We start from the raw sequence: 17,946 nt of genomic DNA, 5'->3' as shown, positions 1-17,946 counted from the left end.
TCCGGATTCATTAAGCCACTACAGCCGTTTGACATCAAGGGAGACGGGGAGGTGATCAACGCCGACCGGACCAAGACGTTGAAGGAGCTGCTGGCCAAGCACAACACCGGTGAAATCCGGTACTCAAACCGCCAGGACATACGCGACGAGGCTTTCAAGCACCTTGCCACCACCAAAAAGATCCGCACAAAATTGGGGACAGCTGATGACTTCAATTACTCTTCTAAGCGCAAAAAAAGAGGGCGCATTGCGCCCTCTGGTTAGCCACTTATGGAGTGACCGGTTTTATAACCTGTCTGTCCACCATATCCTTGCCCATCCGGCGCCAGGTCAACAGGAAGCACAGAGCGCTGGCGAAGTACAAGCAGGCCATGATGACCATGGAAGCTTGAAGACTCTGCGCGTAGACCTGCCCACAAACGTCCTGCAGGTTCTGGTCCAGCTGACCTAACACGGCGGGGTGACACTGATTTCGGGTCAGTTCGCCAGCGGCGACCCCGAGCTCGGCGATGCCGGACTTGAAGAAGATGTCGGAGACTGCGCCAATGAACAGTGGGCCGAAGCCGTAGCCCAGCAGGTTGACGAGAAGCAGCATCACTGCCGTGGCCATTGCGCGCACACGCATGCTCACCACGCCCTGGCCGATCGTGTACTGAGCAGCTAGATAGCCGTACTTCACAAAGCCGCCGATGATCAGGCCGATTGCAGCGTAGAGCAGATTGTCGGTGGTGAAGGCGAAGATATAAAAGGGGACCGACAGCGCCAGGCCTATCGCCGGTACCCAGGCGATGGCGCCCGGGTGCTTCTTGTACATCCTGGTTGCCAGCCAACCGGTGGCAAAGGTGCCAATGGCCGCGGACAGTGCTACCGGCGTGTTGATCCAGATCGCCGCCTGACCGGCGGTGATTTCGTAGGTGCGGACCAGAAAGAGCGACTGGAATGAGGAGATACCGTAACCGCAGAACGCGGCAATGGTGGCGCCGGCGGTCATCAGCCAGAAAGCAGGCTTGCCCATCAGCTCGTGGATAGCCTCGCTCAGGCTGGCTCGCTCCTTTTCCACAGCTTGCGGCGGATCGGTGTAGCCGCGCGGCGGCTCCTTGACCGTCAATTTGAAAACAAGGGCGACCAGCAAGCCCGGCAAACCGACGACGAAAAAGGCGGTGCGCCAGTCGAACATGTCGGTAACCCAGCCGCCGATGATGTTGGCGAACATGGTGCCGAGCGTAACGCCCATGGCGTAGAAGCCCAGGGCCTGGGACCGTTCACGCGGGATGAAATAGTCCGCGATCAGGGAGTTGGCTGGCGGCGTACAGCCGGCCTCGCCAATACCCACACCGACGCGGCACATCAGCAATATCCAGAACGCGCCGATGGTCATCGAGCCGATGGTAACTTCCGTTGCAAGGCCGCAGGCTGCGGTCATCAGCGACCACAGCGCCACGCAGATGGTCATTATCCATACGCGATTGGCGACATCGGCAAAGCGCGCTAGCGGGATGCCCACGGCGGTGTAGAGCAAGGCGAAACCGAAGCCAGTGAGAAGCCCGAACTGGGTGTCCGTAATCCCGAGGTCCGGCACCAGGTCGGGACCGACGACGGCTAGCAGGGCGCGGTCGACAAAATTCAAGATGTAGATCAGTGTCAGCGCGAAGAGCACATAATTGCGGTACGCCTTGGAGCCGTAGCCAACTAAGTGGCCTTGCGTCCCCCCATCTTTGGCAGTGATAGCACTCATGGACAACCCCTTCTAAGTATTTGTTATAGATAGATGCGGGCTGTAATCGCCCGCTGATATTACCCACTCCTGGCGGTATCTGCCTGGTCTTGAGAACAGTTGAAAGCCCTATCCGACTAGACGAACCTCGCCACTATATCGACATAGTGGGGTACGGTGGCGCGCAGAATTGTTGAGTTTTGTCGCTGATAATAATCAGCCGCGAGCAAATGCCAGGACTCAGGCTTATGCGAGTCACCTCGACGCCTGACACAACGGCGCAGCAGCGGAGCGGCTTGTCGCGCGAGCCAAACAGCACGATTTCAGCCATTCCCAGCTCGCCCTTGCAGTAATCGCACATTTTTCGGAAAGCTCAACGAGCAATAGCTTTGTTGAACCGCACCGTTCGTTGGGCCATCAATCACCCGGTGGATGGGGTATTCAGTCGCAGTGTGTTGCAGCATCATTGAGCCAATCGCACCCTCATAACGCATTCAACAAGGAGCCGATCATGGATCTAGGTATCAAAGGCCGCTGGGCGATCGTTTGCGCTGCCAGCCAAGGGCTGGGCAAAGGCTGCGCTGAGGCCCTGGCGGGCGAAGGTGTCAATCTGGTGATCAATGCCCGTACTGTCGCGACTCTGGAGCAAACGGCTGCCGAGTTGCGTGGACGGTTCCCGGAAATCGAGGTGGTCACGGTCGCCGGCGATGTTGCGGAGCCTGCGACACGTCAGGCTTTGCTTACCGCCTGTCCGCAAGTCGACATCCTGGTCAACAATGCAGGCGGGCCGCCGCCGGGGGACTTCCGTGATTGGGACCGGGACGACTGGCTCAAGGCGCTGGATGCCAACATGCTGACGCCCATCGAGCTGATCAAGGCCGTGGTGGATAAGATGGCAGAACGCGGTTTTGGCCGGGTGGTGAACATCACCTCGGGCGCGGTGAAGGCGCCGATAGATATTCTGGGCCTGTCCAATGGTGCGCGTAGCGGGCTGACCGGCTTCATCGCCGGCATTGCACGCCAGCAGCGTCTGGCCGGGCGCAACGTGACGTTGAACAACTTGCTGCCCGGCGCGTTCGACACGGCGCGCCTGCACAAAACCCTGCAGGCTGCGAGCAAGGTCAGTGGCGACCTGCAGGCGACGACTGAGGCACGTCGCAAGGCGATACCGGCGGCGCGGTTTGGTTCTCCCGAGGAGTTTGGGGCGTATTGTGCTTTTCTCTGCAGTGCCCATGGTGGCTACATCACCGGGCAGAATCTGTTGATCGATGGCGGGGCCTACCCGGGGACTTTCTGAGGCACCGCGTCATCCATTTTGCCGGACGCCGTGGTACTAACGATGCCGCGAATGACTCGACTGCCCTCGCTCCGGTTGCCGGCGCGGTTGGTGTGAACTGCCCAGATGGCGCTGGTCAATCAGCAGGATCGATGGATGCTCTCGGCGGAGCTGTTCCAGCGCCCGGCCGGAGTGTTTGCCGACCCATAGGCCGGGCAACACCTCGCGGGCGGGTTCGAGTGTCACGTTCTGGTCAGGTAGATAAAAGCAGCGCATGCCTCTCGGACCCGATGCAGGGCGCTGTGTTCGGTATACAAACGCCCGTTCGTCGGTTTGTGATGATCCCCGCGACCGCTCAACCCTGCGGGCTGTGTTCCATTTGTTCGCAGTACTGGCGCAGGTTCTGGTCGAGGTTGGCGGGGCATACGCCGCACTGTCTGTTACCGGGCACGGCGTGGTCGATAAACTTGGGATAAGGCAGATTCAGTTCGGCCATGATGGTCTTGAACTCCTCTCGCGGGATGGCCTCACCCAGGCGTGGGTTACGCTTTTTCTCCTGCGCGATCGTGGAGACGCGACGGTCGTGATAATCGTGGGCGGGGTAGACCAGCGTGTCGTCCGGCAGGGCGAAGAGTTTTTCCCGGACGCTGTGGAATAGATCATCGGCATTGCCATTCTGAAAATCGGTGCGGCCGCAGCCGTCGATCAACAGTGCGTCGCCGGTGAACAGCCGGTCGCCAAGCAGATAGGCAAAGTGCCCGTCGGTGTGGCCGGGGGTGTGAATGGGGTCCAGGCGCAGGTTGCCGACAGTGAAGGGTACGCCTTCCTCAATACCCAGATCAGTGCATGCGAGGTTGTCGATGGCCGGCGACGCTATGCGGCTGCCGGCCTTCTTTTTCAGCTCCAGTGCGGCGGTGATGTGGTCCGCATGAATATGCGTGTCCAGCGTATACGCCAGCTTCAGGCCCAGCCGGGCAATCTCGGCAAGGTCACGATCCATGGTCGGAACAACCGGATCGATGAGTACGGCCTGTCCGGTTTCTTCACAGCCCAGTAGATAGGTGTAGGTGGCGGACAGCGGCTCGAATAGCTGGCGAAATATCATAGAGACCTCATTCAATGATGGGTGGTGGCGAAACGTTATCCAGCGATTTGATAAGCGCAAATTTCTCACGGTCGATCTCGCCCCGGGTGCGGATACCCAGACGCCGGAGGATCGGCAGCGGCGGGCACCAGCCTTGTACACCATGCTGCAGCAGAAAGGGCAGTACCACGCCGGGCAGGAACAGCCATTTGCGGTTGACGGTAAGCCCAAGCACCAGGCCGGTGAGCGCCAACGTTGAGGCATTCACCTCCAGCACACGTTCCACATCCCATTCCCGGTCCAGAGCGTCAATCCGCTGCCTGATTTCACTATGGGTGCGTTGGCGGAACCGTCGAATGTTCGCGTCCGTCTGGTTGTCGATGCTGCGGTTGATGTCGGCGGAGGTCGAGCGACGGACGCGATCGGCTTGATCGTTCGACGTCAGGTTCGGGTTGCTGGGTGTCATGGGTGGCTCCTGATCGGGTTCGCCGCCGATAGGACGGCGTTCAATGAAGTGGATGTAGTCTTCAATTTTATGAAACCCCGACTGGCGCTCTGTTCCGTTTGCAAACGAAACAGTAGATGAGCGGTTACTGATCGGTCTAACGATATATTGAAAGATATATCATTAACCGATAATGTAAAGGCCTTCTTTTACTCCACAGAGTTACTTTACAGGCTTTACTGTCAGGAACAGCCAACCGGGGAGGGGGGCACTATGACGATCGATTGGGCGAATTTTACGCCTTGGGCTTCATTGGCGGGAGGCATGCTGATCGGTCTGGCGGCGGCCATGTTTATTCTGCTTAACGGCCGTATCGCCGGCATCAGCGGGATTGTCGGCGGCCTGCTGCGCCCGGCAAAGGGCGATGTGTTCTGGCGGGTGGCCTTCGTGGCCGGGTTGGTGCTGGCGCCGCTGCTGTACCAGAGCGCTTTCACGCTGCCAGCGGTCGAGGTCAATGCCGGCGTGGGGATGCTCATCGTGGCCGGCTTGCTGGTCGGTGTCGGCACCCGCTATGGCTCGGGTTGTACCAGTGGCCATGGGGTCTGCGGGCTGGGGCGCCGTTCGCCACGTTCGCTGGTGGCGACGGTGGCGTTCATGGCCAGCGGCTTCCTTACCGTGTTCGTAATGCGTCATTTGCTTAGCTGAGGCCCGACATGAATATTCTGAGCGCGTTTGTTGTGGGACTGGTGTTCGGCCTCGGGCTGATCCTGTCGGGTATGACCGATCCATCCAAGGTCCAGGCGTTTCTCGACATCGCCGGTGTCTGGGATCCTTCGCTGGGCCTGGTCATGGGCGGTGCCATTCTGGTGTCGAGTGTGGCGTTCTTCTTTGCTTCCAAGCGCACCAGAGCTGTGCTCGGTGAGGAGATGCGCATTCCGACTGCCACTCAGATCGACAAGCGTCTGGTGTTGGGCGGTCTGGCGTTCGGCGCAGGGTGGGGGTTGGCGGGTTACTGCCCGGGCCCGGCGGTGGCCTCGCTGTTCACCGGGATGATTGAACCGGTGATTTTTGTGGCGGCGATGTTGGTGGGTATGGCGGTGTATGAGCTGCATTCGCGGATGACCGCGAATGCCTAGCCGTTCATAACGGGCCGATCAGCCGGCTGGCTGCAGTCCGACGACGAAGTCCACTTGCAGGCCATCCTCGAGCGAGACGAAGCGCAGCTCACAGTCGCAGCGTTCGGCGATGGCCTTGACGATGGATAAGCCGAGCCCGCTGCCGTCGCCGTCGGTATTGCGCCAGAAGCGCTCGGTGATCTGATCAAGCTTTTCGGCGGGAATGCCGGGTCCGTAGTCCCGGACCCTGAAACAGACCTGGTCGGTACCCTGGGGTGTCAGCGTCAGTTCAACGCTGGTGCCAACGCGGGTATGGCGGCGGGCGTTCTCCAGCAGGTTGCGCAGCGCGGCAATGGCCAGCACCGGCGGCATGGCGATAAATCTGTCCGGAACATCATCCGCAATGGTGAGCTCCACAGGCGCGCCCTGTTGCTGATTGGCATCGTCCAGCGCGGTCTGGGCCACATTGGTCGGCAGGCAACGCAGGCCGTCATCGAAGGATACGCGCCCCTCAACCCGTGCCAGCATCAGCAGTTGCTCAAGGGTGCGGTGCATGCGGTCAGCGCCAACTTCGGCCTGAATCAGTGCCTGTCTGGAGCGCTCGCCAGTGGTCATCGAGGCGACCTGCAGGTGGGTCTTGATCGCCGTGAGCGGGCTGCGCAGCTCGTGCGCCGCGTCATCGGTGAGGCGACGTTCGCGTTCGATAGTCTGTGCAATGCGCTGGAACAACTGGTTCTGCGTCTCCACCAGCGGTGCCAACTCAGCGGGTAGCCGTTCGATCCGCAGTGGCTCGACTGAATCGGCGCTGCGCTCGGCGAGTGCGGTGCGAATCCGGCGCAAGGGTACGAGCCCGTTACTCACGCCAAACCACAGCACAATCAGACTCCCCAGCAAGGCAAACAGCACCGGGACGGCCGCGGCGAGCAACACCGAGCGTTGGAGAATGTCGCGCTCGTCGAGACGATCGGCCGTGGTGATGCGCATGCCGTTCTGCACCAGAGTGAAACTGCGCCAGGCGGTATCGCTGACCATCTGGTCGCTAAAACCGACCTGCTGCGCATCGAGCACAGCGTCAGGTGTGGAATGGCTGCGTGCAATCACCTCGCCGCGCATGGAGCTGACCTGGCAGGCGAGGCCGTTCTCGATGCCCAGTTGCTCGGCGCGCAGCCGCGTTACGCCGCCTTCGGTCAGCTCGGGCTGCGGCAGCTGAATCAATAATCCAGCCACCATGCGCGCTGAAGCCGCCAGGCGCTGATCGAGGGATTGCATCAGCTGATTGCGCACATCGAATAGCATCCAGGTCGCTGCCAGCGACCACAGCAGCACAAAAGCCGAGCCCAGAGTGATGATCAAGCGCAGGCGCAAACTCATGAGTCGGGCTGGTCCAGTGATGGGGTTGCCTGCCCCGCTGGGCCCAGACGGTAGCCGAGCCCGCGCACGGTCTCGACAATGCCGGCGCCCAGCTTGCGACGCAAATGATGGATATGCACGTTCAAGGCGTTGCTCTCGACGTCATCATTCAGCCCGTATACCGCGTCTTTGAGCTGATCGGCCGACAGCACGCGGCCCGGGTGCTGCAGCAAGGCCTGAAGCAGAGCCTGCTCGCGTCGCGATAGTTCGATGGCTTCGCCGTTAAAGGTGGCAGTGCAGGCCGCCGGATCATAGGTCAGTGGGCCGTGCTCGATCAGATGGCTGCTGCGCCCGGCGGTGCGACGCAGCAGGGTGTGCAGCCGCGCAGCCAGTTCGCGCAGGTCGAAGGGTTTTATCAGGTAGTCGTCGGCGCCCGCCTGCAGGCCAGCGACGCGCTCGGTCACCGCGTCACGTGCAGTCAGAATCAACACAGGCAGTTCAACGCCGCGTCGGCGCAGGCGCTGCAGAAGCTGCAGGCCATCCTCATCGGGCAAGCCGAGATCCAGAATCATCACGTCGACCTCGGTATTGCGCAGCGTGGCGTCAGCATGGGCGGCCGTGGCGGCGTGCGTCACCACAAATCCCTGAGCTTCCAGCCCAGCGATCACGCCGCTGGCGATGAGTGCGTTGTCTTCAGTGAGCAGTACGTGCATGGGTTGGGTTCGTCAGGGATATGCATGAATCATCCTCCGCCAGGATTAACGGAGCGTTATGAGCATAGTACGCGGCCGGGTGGCCTTTGCCAGCCGGGGTTAATCGTCCGTTAATCCCGGGTCGCCATGCTCCGCTGGACTATTTATAGGATTGAGATGTATGCGAGCAATTGTCTTTTTACTGGTTTCCTGTGTCTGGTTGCTGCAGACGGCGAATGCCTCGTTATTTTCCAGCGGGGCAGGACAGGAGGATTTTCTGCCTGTGGATCAGGCCTTTGAGCTGCACATCGAGCCGCAGGATGATGGCGGGACGCTGGTGCGCTGGGATATCGCACCGGGCTATTACCTGTATCAGGAGCGCCTGAGTTTCGGCGGTCTGGATCCCGAGCAGCAGCCAACGCTGCCGCCGGGCGAGCCCTACACCGATGAGTTCTTCGGTGATTCGCAGATCTACCGCGGCAGCCTGGAAGTGCTCATTCCCCAGACGGACGCTGGCGCTATTGAACTGGGCTGGCAGGGCTGTGCGGATGCCGGCTTGTGCTATCCGCCTCAATCCAGGCAGGTCAGTCTGGACGGCGCCGGACCAGGCGCGCCGGCGGAGGCCGTACAGGCGGATGACGAAGCGCTGGTCAGCGGCCTGCAACAGCAAACGTTGGCTGTGAGTCTGTTGATCTTCTTCGGGCTGGGTTTGCTGCTGGCCTTTGCGCCGTGCTCGCTGCCGATGCTGCCGATTCTCGCGGGGATTGTCGTCGGCAGTGGGGCAACACCGCGCCGCGGCTTTGCCCTGGCGATTGCCTATGTGGTCAGCATGGCGCTGGTCTACGCCGCACTCGGCGTCGTGGCAGCGCTGCTTGGCGCCAATCTCCAGGGCGTGTTGATGCAGCCCTGGTTGATCGCGAGCTTCGCCGGCCTGTTCATATTGCTGTCGCTGCCCATGTTCGGATTTTTCGAGCTGCAATTACCGGCCGGTCTGCGTGACCGGCTGGAAAATGCCGGGCGCAAACGCAAGGGCGGCAGCCTGACCGGCGCCAGCGTGCTGGGCGTGTTGTCCGGTCTATTGGTTGGCCCCTGCATGACCGCACCCTTGGCCGCGGCCTTGTTGTATATCGCGCAAAGCGGCAACGCCGTGCACGGTGGCCTGGTGTTGTTCGTGCTGGGGCTGGGCATAGGCACGCCGCTGGTGCTGCTGGTGACGCTGGGCAACCGCTTTCTGCCCAAGCCGGGCGCCTGGATGGATCGCGTAAAAGTATCCTTCGGCTTTCTGTTTCTGATCGCCGCACTCTATGTACTCAGGCCGCTGCTGTCGGATGCGCTCTGGGTCGGTCTGTGGGGTGCGCTGTTGGTGGTTGTTGCCAGCGGGCTGCTGCAGCTGGCGCGTCAGCAGCAAAAGCATCAGGCGTTGAGCAAGGCCGTTGCCTCGCTGGCGGGTATCTGGGGCGTGGCGATGCTGCTGGGTGCAGCAGGCGGCGCGCATGATCCCTTCCGTCCGCTGGCCGTATTTACCGGCGGTGTTGCGACAGTCCAGGCCGGTGAGGTGAAAGACGGGTATGTCGGCTTTAGCGAGCCCGCCGTGCTCGATAGTGAGCTCGCCGCCGCCAAAGCGGCCGGCCAGTGGGTGCTGGTCGACTACTACGCTGACTGGTGCGTGTCCTGCAAGGTGATGGAGAAAGAGGTGTTCGGTAACGCAGAAGTACAAGCGGCTCTGGAGAATGTGCGCATCTTGCGGCCCGACGTCACAGTCACCAACGCGGCCTCTCGCGAGCTGCTGAGTCGGTATAAGGTAATGGGGCCGCCGACGTTGCTGTGGATCGGCCCGGACGGCGTCGAACGGCGCTCGCAGCGCATCACCGGTGAGGTGGATGCCAAACAATTTCTGAGTAACTGGAATACGACAATGGAGCGCGGCTGATGTTGACGATGAATGTAGGTCCGCTCGCATTGGCGGTGCCGCACATCATATTGATGGTGAGCCTATTGCTCGCGACTTTGACCGGCTGGTGGGTCGGTCGGCGCAGCAAGCTCAACCCTGAAGCGCAACTGTTCAAGTTGCTGCTGGTCGCAGTGCTGGTGGCGCGCCTGGCATTTGTGGTCGTGTATTTTGATCATTTTCGAGACGACCTCTGGGGCGTAATCGACATTCGCGATGGCGGCTTCATCGCCTGGCCGGGCGTCGTGGCAGCGGTGTTGCTAGGTGCCTGGATGGCCTGGCGTGAAGTGACGCTGCGCACACCGCTGGGGGCAGCGATGGCTGTGGGCGTGCTGGTCTGGGGATTCAGCAGCTTCGTGCTGAACGCCTTCGAACAGGGCACCCGCCTGCCGGAACTGGCGCTGCGCGACAATCAGGGCGCCCCGGTTGCGCTGCATGACTATGTCGGCAAGCCGCTAGTGATCAACCTCTGGGCAACCTGGTGTCCGCCGTGCCGCCGGGAAATGCCGGTTCTGGCCGAAGCGCAGCGCAACGAATCGGATTTGACGTTCCTGTTCGTCAATCAGGGTGAGGGGGAGGGGATCATTGCCGAATTTCTCGCCTCCCAACACCTGGGTCTGGACAACGTACTGCTGGATACCGGCGGTCAGCTGGGCCAGAAGATCGGCTCGGCCGCGCTGCCTACCACGCTTTTTTATGATGCCGAGGGTCGCCAGGTGAGTAGCCACCTCGGTGAGCTGTCGCGGGCCAGCCTGGCGCGCGAAATGGAAAAACTCAAGATGGATACCCAACCATGAAACACCTATACCCGATGTCCCTGATTGTCTCCGCTGTTGCCATGCTAGCCGCGCCGCTGGCGACCGCCGAGGAGCTGCCCGCTGCGGTCAAGGCAGTTGAAGCCCGAGGCGCTGAAATAGTCGGCAGCTTTGACGCCCCCGGCGGGCTTAAAGGTTATGCCGCCCGCTATAACGGTCAGGGTATTTCTCTGTACCTGACCCCGGACGGCGAGCATGTGCTGGTGGGCACCTTGATCAATGCCCAGGGCGACGACCTGAGCCGTCCACAGCTGGAACAACTGGTGTACGAGCCACTTGGCAAGGAAATGTGGCAGCGCCTGGAAGACAGCACCTGGATCGCCGATGGTTCGGCCGATGCGCCGCGCATCGTCTACATGTTCTCCGACCCGAATTGCCCGTTCTGCAACATGTTCTGGGAGCAGGCGCGCCCCTGGGTAGAAGCGGGCGATGTTCAGATCCGTCACGTCATGGTGGGCATGTTGCGCCCCGATAGCGCTGGCAAGTCGGCAGCCTTGTTGGCCGCCGATGATCCCGAGGCGGCGCTGAATGAGCATGAAGCGGCCGGCAAGGCCAGTAAACTGAAACCGACCAAGGAGATTCCCGCTGAGCTGGACAAGCAGTTGCAAGCCAACCTGGCGCTGATGGGCGAAATGGGTGCCTCGGCCACGCCGGCTATCTATTTCCTGGATGAGAATAACCGGCTGCAACAGCAGCAGGGCGCGCCGCAGCCCGATATGCTGAAACAGATCATGGGGCCATTGTCGGCCACACCTTGATCGCTGCCGGGTTCAACAATACAGGGGTTGCCTAGAGCTGCTGCCGCTCAAGCGGCGGCGCGCTGCTGTCTTCCGGCTCTTCGCGCAGTAACAGGCGGGCGCCGAGCACCACGCCGCCCGCCATATAGACCAGGCCACCCCAGGCAGCCATCAGCACACCGCCGAATCGCTGATCCTCCAGCTGCTCGAAGCCAAAGGCGCCGAGACACAGGTCGGCCGGGTAGATGAGTTTGGGCGCGAGAATCAGCAACATGCCGAGCATGGTCATGTGCATGAAGCTGAAGAAGAACCCCACGACGGCGGCGCCCACCGCTGCCTTCGAACGGGACGCGAAGCCCAGAAACCACACGGCCAGGCCGGCGACCAGAAAACTGATCTGCTGAACGACGAAGACCGACACGTGGCGAGCCGCGGCTTCATGTAGCGCGGGTGCGTGCCAGCCCCAGACCACGATCATCTCCACCGAGAAGGCCAGAATCGCCCAGCCGCGGAGGTTGCGTGCGCCGTCCAGACAGACCCCGCTACGTGCCAGTCCCAGAGCCAGCAGCGGTGCGACCAGGGCGACGATGCCCAGATGCAGCAACATGTGTGCGGAGAACGCCGTGCGGCTCATGGCCGGCAAAGGGCCGAACCAGAGCGCGGCCAGCAGCACGAAGCCCAGGACTAGAGGCCATCGCTCGCGGAAAGCTTTCATTGGGCATCACCCGCGGAACGCGGCAGGGCGTCCGCGATGTCACGCGCCAGGGCATCCGCATCCATTTGCTGACTGAAGTGGCTGACCAGTTGCCCGTCCGGCCCCATGAGATAGATCACGGCGCTGTGGTCCAGCGTATAGGAATCACCCTGTGGCACTTGCTTGGCATAGACGCGGTAGACCTCGGACATTGATTCGATCTGCTCTTGTGTGCCGGTCAAGCCCAGGATGCGTTCATCGAAGTGCCCGGTGTAGTCAGCCAATATCTCAGGCGTGTCACGCTCCGGGTCCAGGGTCACGAACAATGGCTGCAGATGTTTTGCCTGATCACCGAGTGTTTCAAGAATAGCTGCTACGGTTGATAGGGTGGTCGGACACACATCGGGGCAATGCGTGTAACCAAAGAATATCAGCGTCCATTGCCCGGGGAACGACTGTTCGGTGACGGTCCGGCCGGCGGTGTCCTGCAATGTGAAGGGGCCGCCGACCGAGGGCGCCTGGGCAATGGCGACCGAGGCGGGCGTGCGGGCAGGCCATGACAGGTAGGCAACCGGTAAGCCGGCGACCAGAACGAGGATGCCGATGCACAAGGCGATCAGTGTTTTATTCACTGGGAAATCTAGGCTCCGTCCAGGGCGTGTGACTGATAGAGGCACGTGGCTGACATGTCAGTTGAACCTGATACAAAGAGAAAGTTTGTTCATTGTGGCGTTTGCGCGGTTTCGTTCCATATAACGGAACCCTTCTCGCCAGAGCCGGTCGCATGGAGAACGCGCATATAGGGTGATTTCGCAATGCCATTAGTCGAGCAAAGGAGTGACCGGTGAATTACAAAAGTATAAGCGACGTAACCACGCTCATGAATCACGGGGCCGGCAAGCTGCCTGCGGGTCTGGATCTGATTGTCGGTAGCTCCCGCTATGGAATGCTTCTGGCGAACATCATTTCGCTGAAGCTGAACCTGCCGCATACCAGTGTGGAGGCTTTTCTGCGCAATGAAGAATTGCAGGAAAATGCCTCAGGTCAAAGATCACTGGGGCGGTGCTGGGACGCTAAACACATCCTCATCGTCGATGACATATACAGACAGACGAGCCCGATTCGAGCGGCCGCTGCCAAGGTGCGAGAGCTATATTCTGGAAAGGTGATCACCCTGGTCGCCTTTCCCGAGAATGCTGAAACACACCAGGCAGACCGATATCTTGAGGTCGTCGACAGCCCACGGGTGTTCGAGTGGAACATGATGCATGATCCGCTCATCGCCAATGCCTGCCTGGATATCGATGGCGTGCTCTGCGTCGATCCGACTGCGGCAGAGAATGATGACGGTGAAAACTATCTCAGATTTCTGCAGAGCACCCAGGCGCTGCATCTGCCGTCTCGGCCGGTTGCTCACCTGGTGACCAGTCGCCTGGAAAAGTATCGTCAGGAAACCGAGCGGTGGTTGAAGCGCCAGGGCGTTCGTTACGGTCAATTACACATGCTCGACCTGCCCACGGCGGCGGAACGGCAGCGCCTGCGAATCCACTATCGATTCAAGGCGCAAGTGTATAACGCACTACCGGAGTCGACGCTGTTCATCGAGAGTGAGAAGGCGCAGGCGGTGGGTATCATGCAAGAAACCGGCAAACCGGTGTTCTGCATAGAAACCAACCGTATGTACGTGCCTGGTATGACGCTCCATCCTGATGAAGTGCCAGCGAGGGGCGGGCTTCTGACCAAGGCCCGGCAGTTCAAATATCGAGTCGGCGTGCTGCTTAGAAAACAACCATCGCCTGCTGCTGCGCAAACGGTCGAGACCTCGGAATAATGCGTTCGAAATAGGGCCGTCACCCGTGTCTGTTCCGTACTAATATGGATTCGGGCGTTCTGCGACTGACGATGTTCACGTAAGGGGGCTGGATGGACTGGCGAGGCAGGCGACGCAGTAGCAATATCGAAGATCGACGCGGCCAACCGCTTCGCGGCGGGGCAGGCGGAGGCGGGTTGCTTCTGCTGCTGCGTTTTCTGCCAATGATGCTGCGCAGCAAGATCGGCAGGATCGTTCTGGTACTGGGCGTTGTCGCCTTCGTCGGCGCGCGCATGCTGGGCATCGATCTGCTGCAGGTCGTTGATGGCGGCGCCTCCAACGTCGCGCAAACGCCGCGCGAACTGTCCCCTCAGGAACAGGAACTCACCGAGTTTGTGTCCGTGGTGCTGGCAGATACCGAGGAAACCTGGAACGGTATCTTCTCGGCTGCAGGTCAAACCTATCAGGAACCTACGCTGGTGCTGTTCTCCGATCGCGTGAATTCCGCGTGTGGTACGGCGAGCTCGGCGGTAGGGCCTTTCTACTGTCCCGGTGACAATCAGCTCTATCTGGATCTCACCTTTTTCCGTGACCTCAAGCAGCAACTTGGCGCGCCCGGCGATTTTGCCCAGGCTTATGTGGTTGCCCATGAGGTCGGTCATCATGTGCAGAATCTGCTGGGCATCAGTGCCAAGGTCAGATCCGCCGGCCAGGGCCGAAGCCAGGCAGAGGTGAATGAATTGTCGGTTCGTCAGGAACTGCAGGCCGATTGCTTCGCCGGTGTGTGGGGCTTCAGTGCTAACGAAGAACGTCAGCTACTCGATGAAGGCGATCTGGAGGAAGCCCTGACGGCCGCGTCGGCAATCGGCGATGACAGGTTGCAGAAGCAGGCAGGGCAGGATGTGGTACCGGACAGTTTCACTCACGGAACATCCGCGCAACGGATGGCCTGGTTTCGCCGGGGCTTCGAGAGCGGCGATATCTCCCAGTGCGATGCCTTCTCGGCGGAACTGGGCGGCTGATCAAACCTGAACAGGGCAAATGCTGGCGCGCACGCGTGCGCACCAGCTGATTGATCAGAAGGCCTTGGAGAGGGTGATCGAGCCGAACTGGTCGTGCTCATGCTGCTCGGTGAATTCCTTGGTGCGCCAGACCTGCGCCACAGCCAGCTGCCAGGAACTCAGGGTGAAGGCCAGCCCAACCTTGGCATCGCCCACCCATTCCTCACGGTCGACCGAGTGGCTGTCTTCCCAGGTGTTTCCATCCAGCAGCATGTTCTGCGCCATATAGCGCCCTTCGATATCGGCAAACAAATACCAGCTCATACCGTTCCCGGCGGTGAAATACTGGCTACCACTGCGCCCGGGTGTGACCGAGGGCACGCTGAAGCTGCGGTCCAGCCGGTGGCCAAAGCGCAGGCCAAGTCCGGTAGAGATGTAGCTGTACAGGTTGCCGAGCGTGAACCCGGCACTGGGGCCGTACTCGATATCCAACAGTCCCAGTAGATTATTCTGTTTCCACCAACGCTGGTCGTAGCCAACGTTGATGAAGGGTTCGTTCTCCAACTGGTGTTCCCAGCCCATCGGCTCGTCGCTATCGGTCACCTTGTGTACGGCGCGCTGAATCTTTTCAGCGCCGGCCGCCGGGCCAACCATGCCCACGTCCAGATGCAAGCCGCGGGCCTTGCGCCAGCCGTCCAGCTGTTCATTGGAAAATATCGAGGTGCCGAGAAAGAATAGCCCGGCATAGGGGCGGTCATTGATGATCCGCCGCTGGTAGTTGATATTGTAGGGCGTGTAGATCTGGTGGCCGCCGCGGTAAGACACATTGGCTACATCACTTCCAGACCAGCCGGGTACGGCGTTGGTCAGGCGACGTGACCAGTGTTGCTGCGGCGGCTCGAATGACCAGAAGAGCTCGAAGCCGTTGCTGTAGTGCCCGTCACTATTGCGCGAAAAGGTATCGTTCTCCACCTTGAGTGATAGCGTGGAAGCCATGGCAGTCGTCTGCAACACACTGCAAGCAAGACCGAGCATCAGGCACTTCCGGGCAGTCGTCACTGGCATATACAACTCCTGAAACTAAGGAAGACGTCGTAGTAGGAAGCTGCGAATAGGGCGGACCCGAAAGTCCAGCGGGGCGACTGCGCCAATCTGAACCCTCTTGGCCGCTGCGCTGCGTCCATTTCATGGACCACTAGCGCAGCGTCTTGTTCAGCTGGAACTCCCAGGCTGCACACGGCGTCCCACTTCATGTAATGGCGGAGCCAGCAGGTCCACTGACATGTCTTCAGGAGCATAGCGATGAAGTTCATCTTTGAAGTACGCATGAAGCCCGGCTACACGGTCGAGGAATATGCCGACGCCTGGATCCGCGCCAGTGAGGTCATTCAGCGCACGCCCGGAGCGCTGGGGACGCGCTTGCATCGCAAGATAGGGGAGCCGGACACGTTGCTGGCCATCGCCAGTTGGGAATCCAAGGCGGCGCGCGACGCCAAGGACGATCGGCGCGATGAGCTGGTGCGCGGCATATTGGAAAAGCATGCCAGAAACTGCGAAATAACCATTATTGGCGAGTTCGAGGAGCCCGAGTGGGAAGTTCTGCCGGAGCCGGTCCGCGTCGATTGACGGTCACTTCGGTTCGTGCCAGTTTCTCATCTCAAATACAACGAGGAGCGCCCTATGCAGGCCCCTGATGAATTGATCGAAGGCCGTCTCGCAAGCGAGATTCTGTCAGCGTTGCCTGCCCGCATCAGTCACCGCCCTTTGCAATGGGCCGAAGAGACGCCCGATGCTGTAGCGATTGTTGATTCCGAGGCCCGCTGGACCTACGCCGAATTAGGTCGAGCCGTCGCCTCCACACGCCAGCTCCTGCTCGATCAGGGGATCCGCCCCGGCGATCGCATCATGGTGGTTAACGAGAACTGCAGAGCCCTGGTCGCGCTGGTCTTCGCGGCCAGCGAGATGGATGTCTGGTGCGCTGTCGTCAGCTCGCGACTGTCCGACAACGAAATTGATGCGATCGCCGCCAGTTGTGATCCCAGGCGTCTGATCTATACCACCGCCACGTCGCCTGATGCACGGCAGCATGCCGACCGTCATGGGGCTCGTTATCTTGACCGCGACGACATCGGCGAGATTGCCCTGGGCCCGTTGCATGCAGACGCCGAACCCGAGCCCGTGGTCGCGGACCCCGCAGCCCAGGTGGCCACCATGATATTTACCTCGGGTACCACCGGAACGCCCAAGGGCGTCATGCTGACGCACCGTAATATGTTGTCCATTGCGGCCATTGCCAGCGGCTTGCGCGGGTTTTCGCCCGCCGACCGGGTGTATGCGGTCCTGCCCATCTCCCATGTTTTCGGGCTGAACTCTGTTTTCTTGGGCTCGCTGTATGCGGGCGCCACCTTATACCTGACTGAACGCTTTGATCCGTCGCGCATGAGAGACGCGTTATTGCGGGAGCAGATCTCGGTACTGCAGGGCGTACCGGCGATGTTTCAGCGTTTCCTGGAGCATCTGAACGCCAATGAGCTGGAGCTGGTAGCGCCGAAACTGCGCTACATTTCGGTCGGTGGCGCGCCGCTGGATCCGGGTGTCAAGCACCAGATCGAGGCCGCTTTCGGCTTGCCGCTGCACAATGGCTACGGGCTGACGGAAGCATCCCCGACCATCTCGCAGACGCGTATGGATGAGCCGCTGGATGACACCTCCTGCGGCCGGTTATTGCCGCTGCTGGAGTACCGGTTACAAGACACCGAAGGCGCCGAGGTTGCAGCGGGCGAGGTCGGTGAACTCTGGGTCCGCGGACCTAACGTGATGAAGGGGTATTACCGTCGCCCGGAGGAAACCGCTCAAGTCTTGCACGCGGACGGCTGGCTCAATACCGGCGATCTCGCGCGCGTGGACGATAGAAACCATCTGCATATCGTCGGCCGGACCAAGGAACTGATCATCCGCTCCGGGTTTAATGTCTACCCGCCGGATGTCGAGGCGGTGCTTACGCAGCATCCGGATGTGACGCTTTCGGCCGTCGTGGGGCGGGCGGTGCCGGGCAACGAAGAGGTGATTGCCTATGTCCAACTGGTCCCGGGCAGTGCCACCAGCGCGGACGAGATCAAGGCGTTTGCCGCCGAGCGACTGGCTCCCTACAAGCGCCCGGCCAGGGTGATCATCATGGACGTGCTCCCGGCCACGCCCTCCGGCAAGATTCTGAAGGGGCTGCTGCGGCAGCGGCTCGCGTCCGAATAACCACCGGTTCGCGCTT

General features: G+C 60.7%; 20 protein-coding genes. 11 read left to right on the top strand and 9 right to left on the bottom strand.

What is annotated here, in order from left to right:
* On the top strand, positions 1-264 hold a 264-nt coding region (locus FHK95_RS15550), incomplete at its 5' end, for a hypothetical protein (RefSeq protein ID WP_206668590.1).
* 4 nt (positions 265-268) lie between these two features.
* Here the strand turns inward: FHK95_RS15550 and FHK95_RS15545 are convergent.
* Positions 269-1,735, bottom strand: a complete 1,467-nt coding sequence (locus tag FHK95_RS15545) for a spinster family MFS transporter (protein WP_150305544.1) — start codon at positions 1,733-1,735, stop codon at positions 269-271.
* A gap of 490 nt (positions 1,736-2,225) precedes the next feature.
* Here FHK95_RS15545 and FHK95_RS15540 point away from each other — a divergent pair, with 490 nt between their 5' ends.
* Entirely contained in the window at positions 2,226-3,011 is a 786-nt protein-coding gene (locus tag FHK95_RS15540) for an SDR family oxidoreductase (RefSeq protein WP_150305543.1), read from the top strand.
* Between the two features lie 36 nt (positions 3,012-3,047).
* Here the strand turns inward: FHK95_RS15540 and FHK95_RS15535 are convergent, their stop codons facing one another.
* The 3 genes from FHK95_RS15535 to FHK95_RS15525 form a co-directional block, all read right to left on the bottom strand.
* Positions 3,048-3,236 (bottom strand): hypothetical protein, encoded by a 189-nt coding sequence (locus FHK95_RS15535; RefSeq protein WP_150305542.1) that lies wholly within the window; start codon positions 3,234-3,236, stop codon positions 3,048-3,050.
* A 109-nt stretch (positions 3,237-3,345) separates the two neighbouring features.
* On the bottom strand, positions 3,346-4,095 hold the full coding sequence (locus tag FHK95_RS15530) for an MBL fold metallo-hydrolase (protein ID WP_150305541.1): 750 nt from the start codon (positions 4,093-4,095) through the stop codon (positions 3,346-3,348).
* 7 nt (positions 4,096-4,102) lie between these two features.
* Positions 4,103-4,540 carry a DUF2892 domain-containing protein gene (locus FHK95_RS15525; protein ID WP_150305540.1) on the bottom strand — a complete coding sequence of 146 codons (438 nt, stop codon included), beginning with the start codon at positions 4,538-4,540 and terminating at the stop codon, positions 4,103-4,105.
* A 252-nt stretch (positions 4,541-4,792) separates the two neighbouring features.
* Here FHK95_RS15525 and FHK95_RS15520 point away from each other — a divergent pair, with 252 nt between their 5' ends.
* Both FHK95_RS15520 and FHK95_RS15515 read left to right on the top strand, forming a co-directional pair.
* The gene (locus FHK95_RS15520) at positions 4,793-5,224 is read left to right on the top strand and encodes a YeeE/YedE family protein (protein ID WP_150305539.1); all 432 of its coding nucleotides are present in this window, start codon (positions 4,793-4,795) and stop codon (positions 5,222-5,224) included.
* An 8-nt stretch (positions 5,225-5,232) separates the two neighbouring features.
* A complete protein-coding gene (locus FHK95_RS15515; RefSeq protein WP_150305538.1) occupies positions 5,233-5,655 on the top strand; it encodes a YeeE/YedE family protein in 423 nt (140 codons plus the stop codon).
* An 18-nt stretch (positions 5,656-5,673) separates the two neighbouring features.
* Here FHK95_RS15515 and FHK95_RS15510 read toward each other — a convergent pair whose 3' ends face one another.
* Entirely contained in the window at positions 5,674-7,005 is a 1,332-nt protein-coding gene (locus FHK95_RS15510) for an ATP-binding protein (protein ID WP_150305537.1), read from the bottom strand.
* Complete coding sequence (locus tag FHK95_RS15505) at positions 7,002-7,697, bottom strand: response regulator transcription factor (RefSeq protein ID WP_150305536.1); 696 nt, start codon at positions 7,695-7,697, stop codon at positions 7,002-7,004. Before FHK95_RS15505 ends, FHK95_RS15510 begins: the two co-directional genes overlap by 4 nt.
* A 160-nt stretch (positions 7,698-7,857) precedes the next feature.
* Here FHK95_RS15505 and dsbD point away from each other — a divergent pair, with 160 nt between their 5' ends.
* The 3 genes from dsbD to dsbG are packed head-to-tail and all read left to right on the top strand — an operon-like array spanning position 7,858 to position 11,197.
* Entirely contained in the window at positions 7,858-9,606 is a 1,749-nt protein-coding gene (gene dsbD / locus FHK95_RS15500; RefSeq protein ID WP_150305535.1) for a protein-disulfide reductase DsbD, read from the top strand.
* The gene (locus FHK95_RS15495) at positions 9,606-10,421 is read left to right on the top strand and encodes a TlpA disulfide reductase family protein (protein ID WP_150305534.1); all 816 of its coding nucleotides are present in this window, start codon (positions 9,606-9,608) and stop codon (positions 10,419-10,421) included. Before dsbD ends, FHK95_RS15495 begins: the two co-directional genes overlap by 1 nt.
* 14 nt (positions 10,422-10,435) lie before the next feature.
* Positions 10,436-11,197 carry a thiol:disulfide interchange protein DsbG gene (dsbG, locus tag FHK95_RS15490; protein ID WP_408003631.1) on the top strand — a complete coding sequence of 254 codons (762 nt, stop codon included), beginning with the start codon at positions 10,436-10,438 and terminating at the stop codon, positions 11,195-11,197.
* 31 nt (positions 11,198-11,228) lie between these two features.
* On the opposite strand, the gene FHK95_RS15485 is transcribed toward dsbG, so the two are convergent.
* Both FHK95_RS15485 and FHK95_RS15480 read right to left on the bottom strand, forming a co-directional pair.
* Entirely contained in the window at positions 11,229-11,891 is a 663-nt protein-coding gene (locus FHK95_RS15485; protein ID WP_150305532.1) for a cytochrome c oxidase assembly protein, read from the bottom strand.
* Positions 11,888-12,502, bottom strand: coding sequence for an SCO family protein (locus FHK95_RS15480; RefSeq protein WP_150305531.1), 615 nt, complete (start codon positions 12,500-12,502; stop codon positions 11,888-11,890). Before FHK95_RS15480 ends, FHK95_RS15485 begins: the two co-directional genes overlap by 4 nt.
* A gap of 212 nt (positions 12,503-12,714) precedes the next feature.
* Here FHK95_RS15480 and FHK95_RS15475 point away from each other — a divergent pair, with 212 nt between their 5' ends.
* Together FHK95_RS15475 and ypfJ are read left to right on the top strand one after the other, a co-directional pair.
* A complete protein-coding gene (locus FHK95_RS15475) occupies positions 12,715-13,701 on the top strand; it encodes a phosphoribosyltransferase (protein ID WP_150305530.1) in 987 nt (328 codons plus the stop codon).
* 92 nt (positions 13,702-13,793) lie between these two features.
* On the top strand, positions 13,794-14,702 hold the full coding sequence (gene ypfJ, locus FHK95_RS15470; protein ID WP_150305529.1) for a KPN_02809 family neutral zinc metallopeptidase: 909 nt from the start codon (positions 13,794-13,796) through the stop codon (positions 14,700-14,702).
* Positions 14,703-14,756: 54 nt separating this feature from the next.
* Here ypfJ and FHK95_RS15465 read toward each other — a convergent pair whose 3' ends face one another.
* Positions 14,757-15,746, bottom strand: coding sequence for a lipid A deacylase LpxR family protein (locus tag FHK95_RS15465; RefSeq protein WP_408003630.1), 990 nt, complete (start codon positions 15,744-15,746; stop codon positions 14,757-14,759).
* Positions 15,747-15,983: 237 nt separating this feature from the next.
* Here FHK95_RS15465 and FHK95_RS15460 point away from each other — a divergent pair, with 237 nt between their 5' ends.
* Both FHK95_RS15460 and FHK95_RS15455 read left to right on the top strand, forming a co-directional pair.
* On the top strand, positions 15,984-16,307 hold the full coding sequence (locus tag FHK95_RS15460) for an antibiotic biosynthesis monooxygenase family protein (protein ID WP_150305528.1): 324 nt from the start codon (positions 15,984-15,986) through the stop codon (positions 16,305-16,307).
* A 54-nt stretch (positions 16,308-16,361) separates the two neighbouring features.
* Positions 16,362-17,930, top strand: a complete 1,569-nt coding sequence (locus tag FHK95_RS15455) for a class I adenylate-forming enzyme family protein (RefSeq protein ID WP_150305527.1) — start codon at positions 16,362-16,364, stop codon at positions 17,928-17,930.
* Positions 17,931-17,946 lie beyond the last annotated feature (16 nt).

It is taken from the genome of Pseudomonas saliphila, assembly GCF_008638345.1.
Classification (GTDB): Bacteria; Pseudomonadota; Gammaproteobacteria; order Pseudomonadales; family Pseudomonadaceae; genus Halopseudomonas; species Halopseudomonas saliphila.
The sequence above is the reverse complement of the archived record's forward strand: the minus strand, read 5'-3'. Positions and strand labels throughout refer to the sequence as shown.